Annotated in this window: 21 protein-coding genes; 12 read left to right on the plus strand and 9 right to left on the minus strand. The window is 70.5% G+C overall.

The genetic code is table 11. From position 1 onward, the window contains the following. Positions 1–11: 11 nt before the first annotated feature. Together AB0C36_RS25425 and AB0C36_RS25430 are read left to right on the plus strand one after the other, a co-directional pair. A complete protein-coding gene (locus AB0C36_RS25425; RefSeq protein WP_358357839.1) occupies positions 12–194 on the plus strand; it encodes a hypothetical protein in 183 nt (60 codons plus the stop codon). Between the two features lie 81 nt (positions 195–275). Further along, positions 276–1,493, plus strand: a complete 1,218-nt coding sequence (locus tag AB0C36_RS25430) for a hypothetical protein (protein ID WP_358357841.1) — start codon at positions 276–278, stop codon at positions 1,491–1,493. Between the two features lie 207 nt (positions 1,494–1,700). Here AB0C36_RS25430 and AB0C36_RS25435 read toward each other — a convergent pair whose 3' ends face one another. Next, a complete protein-coding gene (locus tag AB0C36_RS25435) occupies positions 1,701–2,348 on the minus strand; it encodes a TetR/AcrR family transcriptional regulator (protein ID WP_358357842.1) in 648 nt (215 codons plus the stop codon). A gap of 4 nt (positions 2,349–2,352) precedes the next feature. Further along, complete coding sequence (locus tag AB0C36_RS25440) at positions 2,353–3,174, minus strand: SDR family oxidoreductase (protein ID WP_358357845.1); 822 nt, start codon at positions 3,172–3,174, stop codon at positions 2,353–2,355. A gap of 267 nt (positions 3,175–3,441) precedes the next feature. On the opposite strand from AB0C36_RS25440, the gene AB0C36_RS25445 reads away from it, so the two are divergent. The 4 genes from AB0C36_RS25445 to AB0C36_RS25460 are packed head-to-tail and all read left to right on the plus strand — an operon-like array spanning position 3,442 to position 6,954. Next, positions 3,442–4,200 carry an enoyl-CoA hydratase family protein gene (locus tag AB0C36_RS25445; RefSeq protein WP_358357848.1) on the plus strand — a complete coding sequence of 253 codons (759 nt, stop codon included), beginning with the start codon at positions 3,442–3,444 and terminating at the stop codon, positions 4,198–4,200. A gap of 17 nt (positions 4,201–4,217) precedes the next feature. Beyond that, positions 4,218–5,108: a CoA transferase subunit A gene (locus tag AB0C36_RS25450; protein WP_358357851.1), complete on the plus strand. Its 891-nt coding sequence runs from the start codon at positions 4,218–4,220 to the stop codon at positions 5,106–5,108. Continuing rightward, positions 5,105–5,884 (plus strand): CoA-transferase subunit beta, encoded by a 780-nt coding sequence (locus AB0C36_RS25455; RefSeq protein WP_358357853.1) that lies wholly within the window; start codon positions 5,105–5,107, stop codon positions 5,882–5,884. The genes AB0C36_RS25450 and AB0C36_RS25455 overlap by 4 nt, the downstream gene beginning before the upstream one ends. Continuing rightward, positions 5,881–6,954, plus strand: a complete 1,074-nt coding sequence (locus tag AB0C36_RS25460; protein ID WP_358357856.1) for an NAD(P)H-dependent flavin oxidoreductase — start codon at positions 5,881–5,883, stop codon at positions 6,952–6,954. The genes AB0C36_RS25455 and AB0C36_RS25460 overlap by 4 nt, the downstream gene beginning before the upstream one ends. Before the next feature lie 73 nt (positions 6,955–7,027). Here the strand turns inward: AB0C36_RS25460 and AB0C36_RS25465 are convergent, their stop codons facing one another. Continuing rightward, positions 7,028–7,756, minus strand: a complete 729-nt coding sequence (locus AB0C36_RS25465; RefSeq protein ID WP_435839114.1) for an HhH-GPD-type base excision DNA repair protein — start codon at positions 7,754–7,756, stop codon at positions 7,028–7,030. 336 nt (positions 7,757–8,092) lie between these two features. Between AB0C36_RS25465 and AB0C36_RS25470 the strand changes: the two genes are divergently transcribed. Continuing rightward, positions 8,093–8,500, plus strand: coding sequence for a RidA family protein (locus AB0C36_RS25470; RefSeq protein ID WP_358357858.1), 408 nt, complete (start codon positions 8,093–8,095; stop codon positions 8,498–8,500). 25 nt (positions 8,501–8,525) lie between these two features. Here the strand turns inward: AB0C36_RS25470 and AB0C36_RS25475 are convergent, their stop codons facing one another. The 4 genes from AB0C36_RS25475 to AB0C36_RS25490 form a co-directional block, all read right to left on the minus strand. Further along, entirely contained in the window at positions 8,526–8,924 is a 399-nt protein-coding gene (locus AB0C36_RS25475) for a RidA family protein (protein WP_358357860.1), read from the minus strand. 149 nt (positions 8,925–9,073) lie between these two features. Continuing rightward, entirely contained in the window at positions 9,074–9,964 is an 891-nt protein-coding gene (locus AB0C36_RS25480) for a hypothetical protein (protein ID WP_358357863.1), read from the minus strand. A gap of 79 nt (positions 9,965–10,043) precedes the next feature. Beyond that, positions 10,044–10,670 (minus strand): hypothetical protein, encoded by a 627-nt coding sequence (locus tag AB0C36_RS25485; protein WP_358357866.1) that lies wholly within the window; start codon positions 10,668–10,670, stop codon positions 10,044–10,046. Positions 10,671–10,744: 74 nt separating this feature from the next. Next, positions 10,745–11,158, minus strand: a complete 414-nt coding sequence (locus tag AB0C36_RS25490) for an ATP-binding protein (RefSeq protein WP_358357869.1) — start codon at positions 11,156–11,158, stop codon at positions 10,745–10,747. A gap of 121 nt (positions 11,159–11,279) precedes the next feature. On the opposite strand from AB0C36_RS25490, the gene AB0C36_RS25495 reads away from it, so the two are divergent. From AB0C36_RS25495 to AB0C36_RS25515, 5 genes are all read left to right on the plus strand, one after another. Then, positions 11,280–12,098, plus strand: coding sequence for a helix-turn-helix domain-containing protein (locus AB0C36_RS25495; RefSeq protein WP_358357872.1), 819 nt, complete (start codon positions 11,280–11,282; stop codon positions 12,096–12,098). Next, entirely contained in the window at positions 12,095–12,295 is a 201-nt protein-coding gene (locus tag AB0C36_RS25500) for a DUF397 domain-containing protein (RefSeq protein WP_358357873.1), read from the plus strand. Before AB0C36_RS25495 ends, AB0C36_RS25500 begins: the two co-directional genes overlap by 4 nt. Continuing rightward, positions 12,292–13,056 carry an SDR family oxidoreductase gene (locus tag AB0C36_RS25505; RefSeq protein ID WP_358357876.1) on the plus strand — a complete coding sequence of 255 codons (765 nt, stop codon included), beginning with the start codon at positions 12,292–12,294 and terminating at the stop codon, positions 13,054–13,056. The genes AB0C36_RS25500 and AB0C36_RS25505 overlap by 4 nt, the downstream gene beginning before the upstream one ends. Before the next feature lie 147 nt (positions 13,057–13,203). Continuing rightward, complete coding sequence (locus AB0C36_RS25510) at positions 13,204–13,887, plus strand: hypothetical protein (protein WP_358357878.1); 684 nt, start codon at positions 13,204–13,206, stop codon at positions 13,885–13,887. 71 nt (positions 13,888–13,958) lie between these two features. Then, positions 13,959–14,708, plus strand: coding sequence for a hypothetical protein (locus tag AB0C36_RS25515; RefSeq protein ID WP_358357879.1), 750 nt, complete (start codon positions 13,959–13,961; stop codon positions 14,706–14,708). A gap of 81 nt (positions 14,709–14,789) precedes the next feature. Here AB0C36_RS25515 and AB0C36_RS25520 read toward each other — a convergent pair whose 3' ends face one another. Both AB0C36_RS25520 and AB0C36_RS25525 read right to left on the minus strand, forming a co-directional pair. Beyond that, complete coding sequence (locus AB0C36_RS25520; protein ID WP_358357881.1) at positions 14,790–15,848, minus strand: Gfo/Idh/MocA family protein; 1,059 nt, start codon at positions 15,846–15,848, stop codon at positions 14,790–14,792. Between the two features lie 43 nt (positions 15,849–15,891). Then, a complete protein-coding gene (locus tag AB0C36_RS25525) occupies positions 15,892–16,743 on the minus strand; it encodes a restriction endonuclease (RefSeq protein WP_358357884.1) in 852 nt (283 codons plus the stop codon). Between the last annotated feature and the right edge of the window lie 85 nt (positions 16,744–16,828).

A 16,828-nucleotide genomic window follows, 5' to 3' on the forward strand; every position in this document is an offset into this window, starting at 1 on the left:
CCAAGGGAGCCGTGAACCCGTACGCGCTGCTCGTCGACTCCGCCCCCGCCGACGTCCAGCCGCCGGCTCGGTCGCTCGGCACCGGCACCGGCACCGACACTGGGGCGTGGCCCGTCGCGCTGTCCCTCCTCCGCGACTTCACCGGCATCGTTCCCGAACTCCTCGCCTCCGCCCGTACGATCACTTCTCCCTGACCGGGCGAACCGGTGGTTCCATAAGGGCGTGACCTCCTTCGGCCTCCCGCGCGACGCGGCCCCCGATGGCGGGGCGATGCCGTGAGCCTCACGAACCCGCATGCGCTGCTGCTGGCTTCGGCCCCGGCCGAGCTGCACCTGCCGATCCTCACGCGGCTGACCGCCGAGGTACGCGACGACCTGCTCGACGACGGAGCCGCCCCCGGGCTCGTCGCGTACGCCCTCGCGCACGGCACCGCCGAGGACCGCGCGGTGCTGGCCGAGAACCCCGCCGTCTCCCCGGACGACCTCGCGGCGCTCGCCGCGACGCCGGACGAACCCCAGTTGGCCGCCGGGCTGTTCGGCAACCCGTCCGCACCCCGCGAGGCGATGCTGCGCGTCCTGCCGTTCGTCCCGGACGCCGACGTCCTGCCCGGCGGCTTCGCCCGCAACGACGCCATGCGGCTGGACATGGTCCGGCGTGCTTCGGTCGCGGTCGAGTCGGAGGACCCGAAGATCCTCTCCGCGGTGTTGCGCATGGTCGACAGCGAGTTCCTGCCGCTCTGCCCGGCGGTCGTGCTGCGCGGGTGCCTGGGTCTGCTGTGGACCGTCGGGCGCGAACCGGCGTGGCGGGCGCTGCGCGACGTCCGCGACCTGGTGCGCGGCGACCTGTCGGCGCCGGTGCGCGACGCGCTGGCCGACCCGTTCGCCCCGGCGAGTCTGGGCCGCGCACTGGCGTACGAGAGCAGTCTTCCGGTGCTCCTGGAACGCCTGCGCCGGTGCCGGTCGGTGGACGAGGCGGTCGCCCAACTGCACGCCCCGCGCGACCCGGTCGACTGGGAGTTCGTCCTCGATGTCCAGCGCCGCGAACCGCTGCCGGATTTCGTCCGGGCCGCGCTCGCCCGCCAGATCGGGTGCCCGGAGGTGCTCCCTCCGCTCGGATCGGCCGGCGCTCTCACGTCCACCGCGGGGCCCGCACTCGCGGTGCGCAAGGGAGGGCCGGACGGGCTCGACCGCCTGGCCGACGACTCCGCCGCCGCCCGGGTGGGCCGCGACTACACGGCGGGCCGGCTGGACGTACGCACGCTCCTGCGCGAAGGCGACCCCGTGGCGGTCGCGCTCAGCCTCCTTGAGGCTCGGGCCTACGACGACGAGCCCGACATCGGACTCGACCGCGGCGTGGTGCTCGCGGTCGCGGAGCTGACCCGGCCCGCACTCGGCGGCAGCGCCGACGCGTGGGTGGTCGCACTCAACCTGCTCGGCGACTTCGCGGGCACCCTGCCGGAACTCGTACGCACGGCGTCGGCGGTCGCGGCGTGACCCCGGGGGAGCGAGCCGGGGCGCGTGACCCGGCACCGCTGTGCCCGCCACCGGTTCGCGGGCGCGCGCAAGTAGCGGACGTACCTGTGCGTACGTCCGCTCGAAGAACTCTGCCGAACCGCTGCGCCGAACTCTCGGGCCGGGGGCTGTGGCTTCGCCCCGGTCGGAGGGTGCTCCCTTTGGAGGGGAGCCGACCGGGGCGGGGCGTCAGCGCGGCGGCTTCTTGCCGGTGATACCCATGAAGACGAGGGTGGACAGTGCGGGACGCACGTCCTTCATCTTGATCTTCCAGGTCTCGAAGCCCTTCTGGTGGCCGGAGACGGCCGCCAGCATGGCGACGAGCGTGCCGGCCATGGCGTTCGGAGCGACCTCGTCGCCCGTCTTGCCCTTGGCCTGGACCTCTTCGATGGCCTCGGTGAGGCCGGTGGTCACCGCGGTGAGGATGGACTGCCGGACCTTGTAGAACCGCTTGTCGCCCTCGGCGGACGCCAGGTCCACGACGCGGAGGATCGGCTCGTACTCCCGCCAGAACTCCAGGAAGCCGTCGACCAGGGCCTCGGCGGCGGCGTACCCGCCCTTGCCGGTCCAGCCCTGATCCTCGGTCAGCGCCTTGAGGCGCTGGCCGTCCTTGGCCATGTCGTTCGCGATCTCGAGGATCGCGCTCTCGACGTCCTGGAAGTACTGGTAGAAGGTGGCCGGCGAGGTGCCTGCCATCCGGGCGACGTCGATGACCTTGACGTCCCGGTACGGCGACGTGTCGAGCATCTCGCGCAGGCAGTCCAGCAATTTCTGCCGGGTCGCCTGGCCGCGTCGCCCGGCGACGCGGCCGTCGACGGTGCGAACTTGTCCTGTCATGCCGTCAGTTTACGGGCGCATGATCGGACTCGCTGTTCGCGGCGCGGAGGTAGGCGGGCATTTCTCCGCCGCCGTGCAGCAGGATTTCTGCTCCGCTGACGTATCCGGCCATCGGCGACGCGAGGAAAAGACAGGCATCTGCCACGTCGTCAGGTTCAGCCATTCGGCCGAGCGGAATCGTCGCACCGACCGCCGCGATGCCCTCGTCGTCGCCGTAGTGCAGGTGGGCCTGCTCGGTCCTGACCAGGCCGACGATGATCGAGTTCATCCGGATCTTCGGGGCCCATTCGACCGCGAGCGTTTTGGTCAGCGAGTTCATGCCCGCTTTGGCCGCGCCATAGGCGGCGGTTCCGGGGGAGGGGCGCACGCCGCTCACACTGCTGATATTGACGATCGAGCCGCCGCCCGGCGCACCGTCCAATCCGGCCTGAGACACCATCAGGCGGTGTGCCGCCTGGGCGAAATAGAGCGGGCCGAGCAGGTTCAGCTCGATGATCGCCTTCGAGAAGCGCGGCGAGGCGGTGGCGGCGTCCGTGAAGGGCGCGCCGCCCGCGTTGTTGACGAGCACGTCGAGGCGGCCGAACCGCTCCTCGATGAACGCGACGGTCGCGAACGCGGTGTCGGGGTCGCGTACGTCGGCCGGGTGGTACACCGCGGTACGCCCGCCCGCGCTCGGCAGTTCCTCCGGCTCGGACCGCGAGCAGACCACCACGTCGGCGCCCGCCGTCAGGAAGCGCTCGGTGATGGCCTTCCCGATGCCTTTGCCGCCCCCGGTCACGAGGACGACACGACCGGTGAGGTCCAGGGGGTTGGCGGCTGATGTCATGGCGGTCTCCCACAACGGAATGAGGCGGAATGAAGGTGGAGCGGGGTGTCGTCGGCCACGGCCGCCCCGTCTGGCGCGGTCCGTCGAGAGTCAACTATGGTGGCAGAAATCTGACGATCAGTCAGATCGGATGGTGATGTACCACACTCTGGGTAGTCGGGCTCCCCGGCGAATCAGGACAGACCGGACATGATGCCTCGTCAGAGGCAGCCGGTACAGGTGCCGTCACCTCCGGTCGGACAACGCGGCCGAATGGATCCGATTGCCATGGCTATCCGCTACGAGGTGCGCGAAGGCATCGCCGAGGTGGTGCTCGACGCACCCCCGGTCAACGCCCTCGACGTCGCCGGCTGGTTCGAGCTCGCCGACAAGATGCGCGCCGCGAGCCGCGACCCGCAGGTGCGGGCCGTCGTGCTCCGCGCCGAAGGACGCGGCTTCAACGCCGGCGTCGACATCAAGGAGATGCAGAACACCACCGGCCACGACGCGCTCGTCGGCGCCAACAAGGGCTGCTACGAGGCGTTCGCCGCGGTCTACGACTGCGAGGTCCCGGTCATCGCGGCCGTGCACGGCTTCTGCGTCGGCGGCGGCATCGGCCTGGTCGGCAACGCGGACATCATCGTCGCGAGCCACGACGCGTTCTTCGGCCTCCCCGAGGTCGACCGCGGCGCGCTCGGTGCGGCCACCCACCTGGCCCGCCTGGTGCCGCAGCACCGCATGCGGCAGATGGTGTACACGAGCGAGAACGCCCCGGCGTCCGAGCTGCACGCGTACGGCTCGGTCTACAAGCTGGTCGACCGCGACAAGCTCGTCGAGACCGCCTTCGAGGTGGCGCGCAACATCGCCGCGAAGTCCCCGACGGTCATCCGCGCCGCGAAGGCCTCGCTCAACGGCATCGACCCGGTCGACGTGAAGCGCTCGTACCGCTACGAGCAGGGCTTCACCTTCGAACTGAACCTGACCGGCGTCTCCGACGAACTGCGCGACGCGTTCGTCGAGGGCCGCGACGCGGACACCACGAAGTAGGGGAGAGGGAAACCCACGTGGCTGACAAGCGCATGACGCCCGACGAGGTCGTCGCCCAGCTCTCCGACGGCATGACCGTCGGCATCGGCGGCTGGGGCTCGCGGCGCAAGCCGATGGCCCTGGTCCGCGCCATCCTGCGGTCCGACCTCAAGGACCTCACGATCGTCTCGTACGGCGGTCCGGACGTCGGCCTGCTCGCGCGCGCCGGCAAGGCCAAGAAGCTCGTGTACGCGTTCGTGTCGCTCGACTCGATCCCGCTGGAGCCCAACTTCCGCCACGTGCGCGAGAACGGGCTCGTGGAGGCCGTCGAGTACGACGAGGGCATGTTCCTCAGCGGCCTGCGCGCCGCCGCGTACCGCCTGCCGTTCCTGCCCACCCGCGCGGGCCTGGGCTCGGACATCCTCAAGGTCTCGCCGCACCTGAAGACGGTCGCGTCCCCCTACGAGGACGGCGAGGAACTGGTCGCGATGCCCGCCCTGAACCTCGACGTCGCGCTCGTGCACGCCAACGTCGCGGACGAGAAGGGCAACGCCGCGCTGACCGGGCCGGACCAGTTCATGGACGACCTGTTCTGCCTGGCCGCCGAGAAGGCGTACGTCTCCGCCGAGCGCGTCGTCCCCAGCGAGGACCTGCTCAAGGAGGCCGGCTGCTTCCACACGCTGGTCCTGCACCGCTACATGACCGCCGGCGTCGTCGAGACCCCCAACGGCGCGCACTTCACCGAGTGCCCGCCGGAGTACGGCCGCGACGAGGCGTTCCAGAAGGCGTACGTCACCGCGGCGGGCGACCCCGAGCAGTGGGCCGCGTTCGAGGAGCGCTTCCTCAAGGTCGCCGACGAGGCCGCGTACCAGGCCGAGGTCGCGAAGTTCCGTGAGGCTGCGTTGATTGCGAAAGAGGGTGCGAAGTGACGGACACGCTGACCGACATCACGCGCGCGGACATCTGTGTCGTCGCGGTCGCCGAGTGCTTCCGCGGCGACGGCGAGATCATCGGCTCGCCGATGGGCACCGTCCCGACGATCGGCGCCCGCCTCGCCCGCGCGACCTTCGAGCCCGACCTCGTGCTCTCCAACGGCGAGTCGCTGTTCTTCGAGGGCACCCACCGACTCGGCGCCAGGCCCGACGAGTTCGCGGCCGTCGGCTGGATCCCGTACCGCCAGGTCCTCGACGTGCTCGCCTCCGGGCGCCGCCACGTCATGATGGGCCCGGTGCAGATCGACGCGCACGGCAACGCCAACATCTCGGCGATCGGCGACTGGGCCAAGCCCAAGCGCCAGGTGCTGGGTTCGCGCGGCGGGCCGGGCAACACGATCAACCACACCACGAGCTACTGGATCCCCAAGCACTCCGCACGCGTGCTGACGGCGGCCGTCGACATGGTGTCGTGCATCGGGTACGACCGGGCCGCCCAGGTCGGCAAGGCCGCGCGCTTCCACGAGGTGCGGCGCGTCGTCACCAACCTCGGCGTCCTCGACTTCGAGTCGGTGGACGGCGCCCCGGCCACCATGCGCCTCGCGTCGGTGCACCCGGGGGCCACAGTCGACGAGATCGTCGCCAACACCGGCTTCGAGCTGATCGTCCCGGCCGACGTCCCCGAGACGCGCCTGCCGAGCGACGACGAACTGCGCCTGATCCGCGAGGTCATCGACCCGCGCGGCATGCGCCTGCGCGAGGTCCCGGCATGACCGCGCTGCACCCCGCGCTGAAAAACGGGTTCACCGAGAAGTTCGGCGTCCGCTACCCGATCGTGCAGACGGGCATGGGGTACGTGTCGTACCCCAAGCTCGTCGCGGCCACCGCCGAGGCGGGCGGACTGGGCATCCTGGCGTCGGCGACGATGACGTACGACGAACTCGTCGCCGCCATCGCGCAGGTCAAGAAGGCCACGGACAAGCCGTTCGCGGTCAACCTGCGGGCCGACTCGCCGGACGCCGCCGACCGCATCGAACTGATGGGCCGCGAGGGCATCAAGGTCGCGTCGTTCGCGCAGGCGCCCAAGAAGGACCTCATCAAGCGCGCGCACGACCTCGGCATGCTGGTGGTGCCGTCGATCGGTGCCAAGCGGCACGCGCAGAAGGTCGCCGAGTGGGGCGTCGACGGCGTCATCGTGCAGGGCGGCGAGGGTGGCGGCCACACCGGCTCCATCCCGACCACGCTGCTGCTGCCGCAGGTCACCGACGTGCTCAAGGGCACCGACGTCACCGTCATCGCGGCCGGCGGCTTCTTCGACGGACGGGGCCTGGTCGCGGCCCTGGCCTACGGCGCGGACGCCATCGCCATGGGTACGCGCTTCCTGCTGACCAGCGACAGCCCGGTGGGCCTCGCGGTCAAGGAGGTCTACCTCGCGACGGACGTCAACGGGACGGTCGTGTCGAAGGAGGTCGACGGCGTACCGCACCGCGTGCTGGCGACCGACTTCGTGAAGCGGCTGGAACAGCGCTCGGTCGTCGCCCGCTACCCGCGGGCGATCTCCAACGCGCTGAAGTTCCAGAAGCTTTCGCGCACGCCGCTGAAGGACATGGTCCGCGAGGGCCTGGCCATGAAGAAGTCCCAGGGCCTGTCGTGGCCGCAGGTGCTCATGGCCGCCAACACCCCGATGCTGCTCAAGGCGGCGATGGTGGACGGGCGTCCCGACCTCGGCGTCATGGCCTCCGGCCAGGTCGTCGGCGTCATCGAGGACCTGCCGAGCTGCCAGGAGCTCATCGAGCGCATCACCGTGCAGGCGAGCGAGATCCTGCGCGAGCTGGAGGGCTGAACGCGCACAACTTTGCGCGCATGACGAGGGCCCGTACCGATCCCGGTACGGGCCCTCGCCGCTGCGCGCTACGTCACTTCTTCTTGGCCGCGGTCTTGGTCGCAGTCTTGGCCGCGGTTTTGGCGGTCGCGGTCTTCTTCGCCGACGCCTTCTCGGTCGCGGTCTTCTTCGTCGCGGCCGTCTTGGTCCCCGTCTTCTTCGGGGCCGCCGCCCCCTTGGCCCCCGCGGCCTCCTTGGCGGCTTTCTTCGCCTCCTGCTTGGTCGCGCGTACCTTCTCCAGCGACTCGGGCCCGGTGATGTCCGCGACCGAGCGGAAGGAGCCCTGTTCTCCGTAGGCGCCGGCCGCCTCGCGCCAGCCCTTCGGCGCCACGCCGTACTGCTTGCCGAGCAGCGCCGTGAAGATCTGCGCCTTCTGCTTTCCGTAGCCCGGCAGTTCGCTCAGCCGCGTGAACAGCTCGGCACCGCTCTTGACGTCCTTCCACACCGCCGCCGCGTCGCCGTCGTAGTGGTCCACCAGGTATTGGCAGAGCTGCTGCACGCGCTTGGCCATCGACCCGGGATAGCGGTGCACGGCCGGCTTCTCCGACATCAGCGCCGCGAACGCCTCCGGCTCGTACGCCGCGATGTCGTGCGCGTCCAGGTCGTCCGCATTCATCCGCCGCGCGAGCGTGTACGGCCCGGCGAAGGCCCACTCCATCGGGATCTGCTGGTCGAGCAGCATCCCCACCAACGCGGCCAGCGGACTGCGCGCCAGCAACGCGTCGGCCTCGGGCTCCTGGGCAAGACGGATCGTCGTGGTCATCCCCCCATTTTCCCGACACCCCCTGTTCCCCGCCACGCGACGCGCTGCCTCCCGGCTCGCGGCCGGCACCGCGGCGGTGAGCCCTGACGGCGGTCGCCCTCGCCGCGGGGCGACCGTCGTCAGGGGCCGGGAGACTCAGGAGATCGGACGGACCCAGGTGGCCTCTGCAAGAAGAACGCGGTCCGGCGGTGATGTGCTGAGTTTCGGCACGCACCAACTTCGGGGCGATCGGCGGGCTCCGGCCGTGTCGGGAGCAAACCGGTCGAAGATGTGGCGAGAGCTTTGAGAGGGTCGCAAGGATCACACGAGTCCGTCGAACGCTGCGAAGGGAACCCCGTGCCCCGTGCCGTGACCTTGATCCGTTCCGCGTCCCTGTCCGGAGTCGCCGAGTACGCCTACGCCGCCACCGCCCCCGCCGGGGCCCGCCTGATCTTCCTGGCCGGCTCGTGTCCGCTGAACGAGGACGGGTCGACGGCGGCGGTCGGCGATTTCGCCGGGCAGACCGCCAAGTGCATCGAGAACCTGCACACCGCGCTGGGCGACGCGGCGGCGGTGCTCGAAGACGTCATCAGCACGCGCGTACTGGTGGCCTCTTCACGCCAGGAGGACTTGGTGGCGGCCTGGGAGGTCGTCCGGGACGCCTTCGGCGACCACGACGTACCGAGCACGCTCATGGGCGTCACCGTGCTCGGCTATCAGGACCAGTTGGTGGAGGTCGAGGCCGTGGCCGCCGTGCTCGACTGACCGTCGCCGCGGGTCGTCAGGGTCGTCAGGGTCGTACGGCGACTGCGTCGACCTCGAAGAGCATGTCGGGGAGGGCGAGGGCGGCGACGCCGAGAAGGGTCTGCGTCGGGGGAGTGTCGCCCCAGATGCGGGAGATGACCTCCAGGAGCGCGGTCAGCTTGGACTCGTCGTGGCCGACGATGTACGTCCGCAACTGCACGACATGGCTGAAGTCGAGCCCTTCCGATGCGAGCGCGCGCCCGATGTTGTCGAAGGACTGGGCGACCTGCGCGGCGAAGTCGTCCGACACGACGTGCCCTTCGACGTCGGACGCGTACTGCCCGGCGACGAAGACCAGGTCCGCGGCGGGGGCGCTCGCGACGTGGCTGTAGCCGTAGCCGACCGGGTTGTGGAGGCTGCTCGGGTTGCTGATGGTGTGGGTCACTTCGGGCTCCTGGGTTCGGGATCCGCGGTTCGGGGGACTTGATCACTTTTCTATTCTGGATATTAGACATCCAGAATAGGAAAGTGCAAGCACGCAAAAGCCCCCGCCGGGGCGGGGGCGTGACGTGTTGTTCGGGGTGGCGACGGTGTTCAGCTGCAACTGCTTCCGCCACCGCAGCTACTACTGCTGCATGAGCTTCCGCAGCTGGAACTGCCTACGTCGACGGCGGTGGAGCTGCACGAGCTGCCGGAACCGCTCGATCGGGTGGGGGAGTACGCCGGGGCCTTCGTCCGGTATACGCCTGCCGACCTGCGCTCCTCCTCGAACCCGAGCGTCGCGAACCGGGTTGCGAGCAAACGCTCGCAGTGCTCGTCGAGTCGGCGGTGGATGCCGAGTCGCCGGTAGCGGGGGAACAGTCGGGAGGCGGTGATCGGCAGGGCGATCAGGCCGGCGATCGTCGCGGCCGTCCAGTAGAAGACCGCCTCGGCCCGGTAGTCGGCGGCGGTGCCGGTCGCGTGGACGACGGCGCTGACGGCCGCCGTGATCGGGATCAGGTACGCGGCGGTCATCGCCGGGCGGCGCACGCCGCCGCGGGTGACCGCCTTCAGTTCCGGGAACGACTCCCTGAGGTCCGGGCGCAGTTCGCGGACGCCGCTGCACGTCGGGTCGTCCATGATCTCGTGCAGTTTCCGGCCTGACGGGTGCCGCCGCAGGAAGTCGAGGATCGCGGCCTGCGCGGGATCGTCGACTTCAGGGCGCTGCCGGGTGATCGACGCCACCGTCGCGCGGATGCGTCCGTCGCGCGCGACGTCCACGTAGCCGGCTTCGAGCAGCAGCCACACCGCGACCTCGGTGCCGTTGGTCCGCGTGAACTCCGTGGCCTGGTACAGCGAGATGTCGTGGGTGAGCACCCGGTCGACGATCTCGGAATCGCGTGCGTCGCGCTTGCGCCGGGTGTGGAACAGCGCGGCGGCGACGGCGACCGTGACCGCCGTCCACGCAGCCGTTCCGATGAGGATCTGCTCGGTCCACCAGGGCATGGCGCCCCTCCCTTGCGGTCGTCCTTGCCGCACGCTTCTTTGTCTCTGAAGCCAAGGATCCCAAGGGGCTTGCTCCTCGTCAGAGGGAGGTCCCTCGACCCAGGCGGACGGCGAGGACGGCGACCCAGACGAGCAGCAGCGGCAGGGAGAGCATGGCGGCCGCGCCGAGCGACGGGGCGAGCAGCAGGTAGCCGACGCCGGAGGCCGTGATGGTCGCGGCAGTGGCGTACGCGACCCAGCGCTGCCAGGTCTTGGCCAGGAGCGGCGCGGTCAGCGTCGCGACGGCGGCGAACGCGAACATCTTCACGCCGTCGACGCGGAGCGCGAGGTTGAACAGGCCGCCCGCGCGCTCGGGGTCGCTCGCGGCTGTCGCGGCCTGCTCAAGGACGAGTTGACCGAACGCGAGGGCGGCGGCGGTCGCGGCGGTCCACCCGGCGAGGCGGCGGCCGTGGGCAAGAAGGGCCATCGCGACGACGGCGACAGCGGCGGCGGCGATGCCGTGCGTGAGGACGGACTGCGCGATTGCGACGGGGCCGTTGTCGGCGTATGCGGCGGCGACCGCGGCGTTGTCGTCGCCCAACTCGGGGGTCTTGCCCCAGCTGACGGCGAGGGCGGCGACCCAGGCAGCGGCGTGGGTGTACCCGGCCGTGACGGTCGGCAGGGCGATGCGCGAACGACGGCTGATGGCGGCGGTGTTGGTGGCCATGGTCGATCCTCTGCGGCTTGGTGGCTAACGGCGTTAGCTCGATGTCACAAGCATGGGGCTAACGCCGTTAGCGGTCAAGTGGTGGCGAGCGGAAACTCGACCCATGCCGTCTTCGTGCGCAGGGTCGTGGTCCAGCCGGAGGCGACGCCGAGCGCCGCGATGAGCAGGAGTCCGCGGCCGCCTTCGTCGTCGGGGGCGGGGGAGGGAATGCGGTTGGGCGGCGGGTTTGCCGGCTCGTCGTCGGTGACCTCGATGCGGAGGCGGTCCCCGTGGAGCGTGAGGGTGACGTTGACGAGGACGGCGTACGCGTGGGTGACCGCATTGGTGACGAGTTCGCTGACGCAGAGGCAGGCGTCCTCGCGGAGGTGGGGGAGTGCCCAGGTGTCGAGCGTGCGTGCGACGAACTTCCGTGCGGCGGGTACGGATTCGGCCACGGGGAGGAAGTGGGCCCGGTCGAGCAGGGGTGGCGTGGGCTGGCGCTGGGGCACGACGGGTCCTCCGGTGCGATCACTGAATGTGTCCGAATCGCTACCAAGGTTGGAGGGGCCGACCTAGGCTCGGGCAGGGGGCTGCCCTTGACACCTGGTTAGTGGGGAGGGGTGGTCGGACATGCCACCTAAGGAACTGGACGGGTCCGCTTCGGTGTTGGCGTTCTTCGGCTCGGAGATCCGCTATTGGCGGGGCCTGAGAGGGATGTCGCAGGAGAAACTGGGAGAGGAGCTGTTCTGCTCACCGTCGCTGGTGGCTTACATCGAGCAGGCGATGCGCACACCCAGCCACGAGTTCGCCGAGCGCAGCGACGATGTGCTGGGAACCGGCGGAGAGTTCACGCGCATGATGCCGCTGCTGCAGCGCAGCGGTTTTGCGGAGTATTTCGAGCAGTATGCGCGCCTCGAACTGCTCGCGACCGAGATCCGTTGCTACGACGCAACAACGATCCCGGGCCTGTTGCAGACCGAGGACTACATGCGGCGGATCATCCACGCAGGGCGGCCGGACGACGAAGAGGAGTTGGCCGAGGAACTCGTCATCGGACGCATGGGACGTCAGGTGATCTTGGACCGGCCCGAACGGCCGCGGATGTCGTTCGTGCTTGACGAGAGCGCGCTGCGGCGCACGTTCGCCCCGCGTGTCGTGATGAAGGCGCAGATGGCCAGGCTGCTCGACCTCGCGAGCCGTCCGAGGATCTGCCTCCAGGTCCTGCCGTTGGACTGCGGTCCTTGCGTTGCGGTCGACGGGAGCGGAGGCATTCTGTCCTTCGAGGAGGGACCTGACTTCGCGTACGTCGAGGGTCTGGCGGGCGGTCACGCCTTCATTGATCCTGTAGCGGTGGCAAAGTGTTCGCGCAGGTTCGAACACTTGAAGGCCGCGGCCCTTTCGCCGCGCCTGTCCGGCGAACACATCCGAGAACTGATGGAGCAGCTGTGAGCACGAAGAACTGGCGCAAGTCGAGCTACAGCAACAACGAGGGCGGCATGTGTGTCGAGGTCGCTAGCTGGCGCAAGTCGAGCCACAGCGATTCCGACACCCTCGCGGGTGTCCGGGACAGCAAGGTCCCCGACTCGCCGCACCTCGAATTCCCGGCGGCGCGGTGGGCCGCGTTCGTTTCCGCGAGCAGCCGATGACGACGTTCTTCCGCGAAGACCTCCTCGCCGACCGCGTCGCCCTCGTCACCGGTGGGGCCACCGGGCTCGGCCTCGAAATCGCCCGTACGCTCGGCCGCCACGGAGCCAAGGTCGCCATCTGCTCCCGCAAGGAGGACAACCTCCGCCCGGCCGTCAAGGAACTGCTCTCCCAGGGCATCGACGCGCGCTACGGCGTCTGCGACGTCCGCGACATGACCCAGGTGCAGCGCGTCGTCGCCGAAACCCTCGACGCCTACGGCCGCCTGGACATCGTCGTCAACAACGCCGCGGGCAACTTCCCGGCCCCGCTCACCGGCCTCAGCCCCAACGGCTTCAAGGCAGTCGTCGACATCGACCTGCTCGGCACCTTCAACGTCTCGCGCGCGTGCTACGACGCGTACCTCGCCGACCACGGCGGCACCATCGTCAACATTTCCGCCACCATCCAGTACACCGGCATGGCGATGCAGGCCCATGTCGCCTCCGCGAAGGCCGGCGTCGACGCCCTCTCCCGTACCTGCGCCATCGAGTGGGGCAAGGACGGCGTACGCGTCAACGTCGTCGCCCCCGGCAGCATGACCGGGACCGAGGGCTACAGCCGCGTCACCGCCGTGACCGGCACCCGGACCCACAGCCCCCTCGGCCGGCCCGGCACCCGACACGAAGTCGCCGACGCGGTCCTCTTCCTCGCCTCCGACGCCGCCTCCTACATCACCGGCGCCACCCTCGCGGTCGACGGCGGTTCCCACCTGTCCCGGTAGCGCCCGGCAGGGCCCACGCCGCAAGACACGCTTGCGTGAACTTCGGCCTGAACCTGTCCACATCTGCTACTCGCTCGCCTACGATGCGGCGGCATAGGCTTGCCGGTAGAACGTTGTTCGCACAGCGTTGGCCATGGACGGTGGATCATGCCCGCCCCCGTACGTCACCTCACCGCACGAATCCTGCCCCGCTGGCGGCTGCCCGCCGTCGACCACCACACTCTCGCCTTGCGCGCCGTGTTTTTCCTCGGCGTGTGCGTGCTGTGCTGGCCGGTGCAGGCGTACGGCCTCAACAGCACGTTCCTCGAAGGCGGGATGGCCGAGGGAGTCCTCGTCGCCGCGCCGCTGCTGTTCCAACTCGCGCTGCTGCGCTACTACGTCCTGCGGCACCTGCACCCGCGCCCGTGGCGCGTTTTGGTGCCCGGGGCGCTCGGCGGCGTGCTCCTGCTTGCGTCGGCACTCCAGGCGTACGACCTCTACATGTACGCCTTCGGCAAGGACGGCACCGTGACCGTCGTCGAGGAGCGCACGCGCGAAGTGACGCGCGGGGCCGACCCCAAGACCACCTGCCTGGTCGAACTCCCGGACGGGGAACGCGAGGAGCTTCGCGGCTCCGACCCGTGCCCCGGCCCGCCGGGTGAGCGCTTCCTCGCCGTCTACGACCCCGCCAACCGCGTGGCGCCGAGCCTGGGCACCGTCGCGGCACTCGACCCCGGTGCCGCGATGGGCCTCGGCGCGGGCGGCATGGCGGTCATGGCCGTGACCGTCGCGGTGGTCGTACGCCGCACCGAGGACGAGGAGCCCTCTGGCCTGGAGCGCTCCTCGTCCTGACGGCGGCGCCCGCGTTGAACGCCGTGCGAGGCAATTCGGCGTGTCCGGACCGGGCCGTACGATCACCGGCCATGGCACAGGCTGAGCACGGCGGATATCGGAAGTTCCTCGGCGGATTCGCCCGAGCGCTGATCGCGGAGGACGACATCTGGCAGGTCCGGACGTCGGCGGACGGGCGCTCGCTGGTGGGCCGCGCCGACGACGGGCGCAGTTCGGTGGTGGCCCTCGTCGACGCGGGATCGCTGGACGCGACGGTCACGGTCGAGGACGTCGAGCGGACGGCGTCCCTGGCCGCCCGGGTGGGAGCGACCGCCGACGACGGGCAGCCCGCGGCGTTCCTCTGCTCACGCCGCAAGCCCGCCGGAGCCGCCGTTCAGGCGGCGTACCTGCGGAACATCCGTATCCTGAACGTTCGTTCCGCCGGTGCGGACAGTTGGGGGCACAACGTGGCCATCGTGTCCCGACAGGAGTTCGGGCAGATGCCTGACGCTCCCGTCCTCGATGAGGGGCAGTGGCAGGCCATCCACGACGGCAGCCACAGCGCGGTGTTCCTCGACAGCCGACAGAATCCGATCGCCACGTTCCCCGGCTTGTGCGCCGAACTCGCCTGGCACGAGGAGACGGAGACTTCGTCCTGGGGGAGTGCCTGGGGAATCGGGCGTTTCACGATGCCTCCGGGAACGCTGATGGCCGTCCCGGACCAGCCGCCAATACCCGTCACCGGTGTGACCTTCAACTTCCACAAGGAGATGCGTCGGCTGCGGGCGGCGGGCGAGGAAGCCGCCTACGCCGCCCTCGCGGCCAACTGGCTCTGGGCCTGACCGCAGCCCACCTGCCGCGCTTCCTTCCGCATCTGATCCGGCACCTGACGGAGGCTCGGGGCGGGGCCGGGTGCGTTGCGCTCAGCCCTGCCCCGAGAAGTCCGGCACCGCCACCGGCCGCGAACCGGCCGCCAGGGACTCGGCGCCCGCGACGCCGACGAGCGACGCGGCGACGGCCGGGCGTACCGGCACCAGCGGCGCAGCGCCGTCCTCGACGGTGGCGCGGAACCCCTGGAGCAGGCGTACGGTCCCCTCGGCCTTGCGTTCGATCTCGGCACCGCCCACCAGCAGGCGCGGCGGGACGAGTTCGGCGTCGTGGACCGCGGCGTCGGGGGAGGCCCAGGGCTCGCGGCGGACGCGTACCGACCAGGCACGGTCGCCCCCGGCGCGGACCGACTCGGCGAGTGCGCGGGTGCCGCGTACCGACACCCAGCTCCAGTGGCTGTCGGGTTCGCCTTGCAGGAAGCCGTGCCGGGTGATCGCGAGGGCGCCGGTGGACAGGCGTACGGCCATCACCACGGCCGCGCGCGGGTCCGCGTCGTCCGCATGGAAGGCGGTCACCTCGACCGGCCACGCCTCGGTGAGCGCGAGGACCGGCGACAGGGTGTGCGTGCAGTACGCGGTCGGCGCGATCCGGCCGCGCCAGTGCCCGGGGTCGCCGATCAGCGCGGCGACTGTCTCCGGAGCCATGGCATGCAGGTAGTCGGCCTCGATGAGGCTGACGCGGCCGAGGTGCCCCGCGCGGATCGTCTCGTGCAGCAGGCGGACGTGCGGGTGCAGCACGTAGTTCTCGGCGAACGAGTAGGTGGCGGAGGACTGTTCGGCCGCTTCGACGAGGTCCTTGGCCTCCTGGGCGCTCGTGCACGCGGCCGACTCGGACAGCACGTGCACGCCGCGCGCCAGGAATTCGACGGCGAGCGGCGCGTGCGCGTCGAAGTCGTTGGCCAGCACCACGCCGTCGAGCCCTTGGCCGAGCAGGTCGCGCCAGTCGGTGGTCAGTGCCGCGGCCGGGAGCGCGTCGGCCGCCGCCGCGAGGGCCGTCGGGTCGCGGTCGCATGCCGCGGCCACGTCCATTCCGAGCCTTCGGCACCATTCGCCGAGGTGGAGACCCATTCGCAAGCCGATGATCCCGATGCGCATCGCCTCAGGCTGCACCACGGCGGCGGCGTGGGCCAAACGGAATTCAGGCCGGGACCCAGCCCTCGGCGGCGAAGTCCGCTTCGGCCCCGTCGATGATCGCGGTCAGCGGCGTACCGTCCATCCACTGCGCGAGGAGGTCGCGGTCGACGACCACGATGCCCTGCGAGAGCGCGAGTTCGAGCGCCGGTTCGGTGAAGCGGGTGGACGCGGCGAAGAGGGCGACGTCCGCCCCGTGGACGGGGCGTGCGGTGCCGACGAAGCGCTGCATGTCGGGGCTGCCGACGCCGCGGTCGGCCGCGTAGCGCTTGCACTGGACCACGAGCAGCCGGCCGTCGGGCAGGTGGGCGGTGACGTCGGCGCCGAGATCGCCGGCGCCCCCGTCGATGCGTACCTCGATGCAGCCGTCGCGCAGGCACAGTGCCCCGACGTGGCGCTCGAACTCGGGGCCGTCCATGAGGTCCACGTCCGTCAGCGAAGGGGGCACGACGGCTGGTTCCGGCGCCGCTTCCAGGATGGGGTCCAGCGCCGGGTCCAGTGCCGGGTCCAGCTCCGGGTCCAGCGCGGGGTCCAGGGCGGGGTCGGAGAGCAGGCCCCGGCGTACGGTGCGACGTATCGACGAGACGCCCACCGCCAGCACGACCACCGCACCCGTGATGGCGGCGACTCCGGCCAGCACCCGCCAGGCGCGGAAGTAGGTGGCGGCACTTGCCGCGATGAGGAAGGCGACGGTGAGTTGCCCGTACAGCCGGGCGAGTCGGGGGCTCGGCAGCGACGATCCGCGCGCCCGCCTCGCCTGCCTTGCTTGTCGCGTGTGGCTCGCCTGCCCTGACCGCCTCGTCCGCCTGGCGCGCCGCCAACCCGCCGAATCACCCTGCACATGATGTGTGTCGCTCATGCCCACCCACCCCCTGCACGCGATCCGCCGCCACCTGGCGCTGTTGCGCACATTGCCCGGCATGATCGACTTCAAGCGCGGGAGT

Source organism: Streptodolium elevatio, from assembly GCF_040649515.1.
In the GTDB taxonomy this organism is placed as follows: Bacteria; Actinomycetota; Actinomycetes; order Streptomycetales; family Streptomycetaceae; genus Yinghuangia; species Yinghuangia elevatio.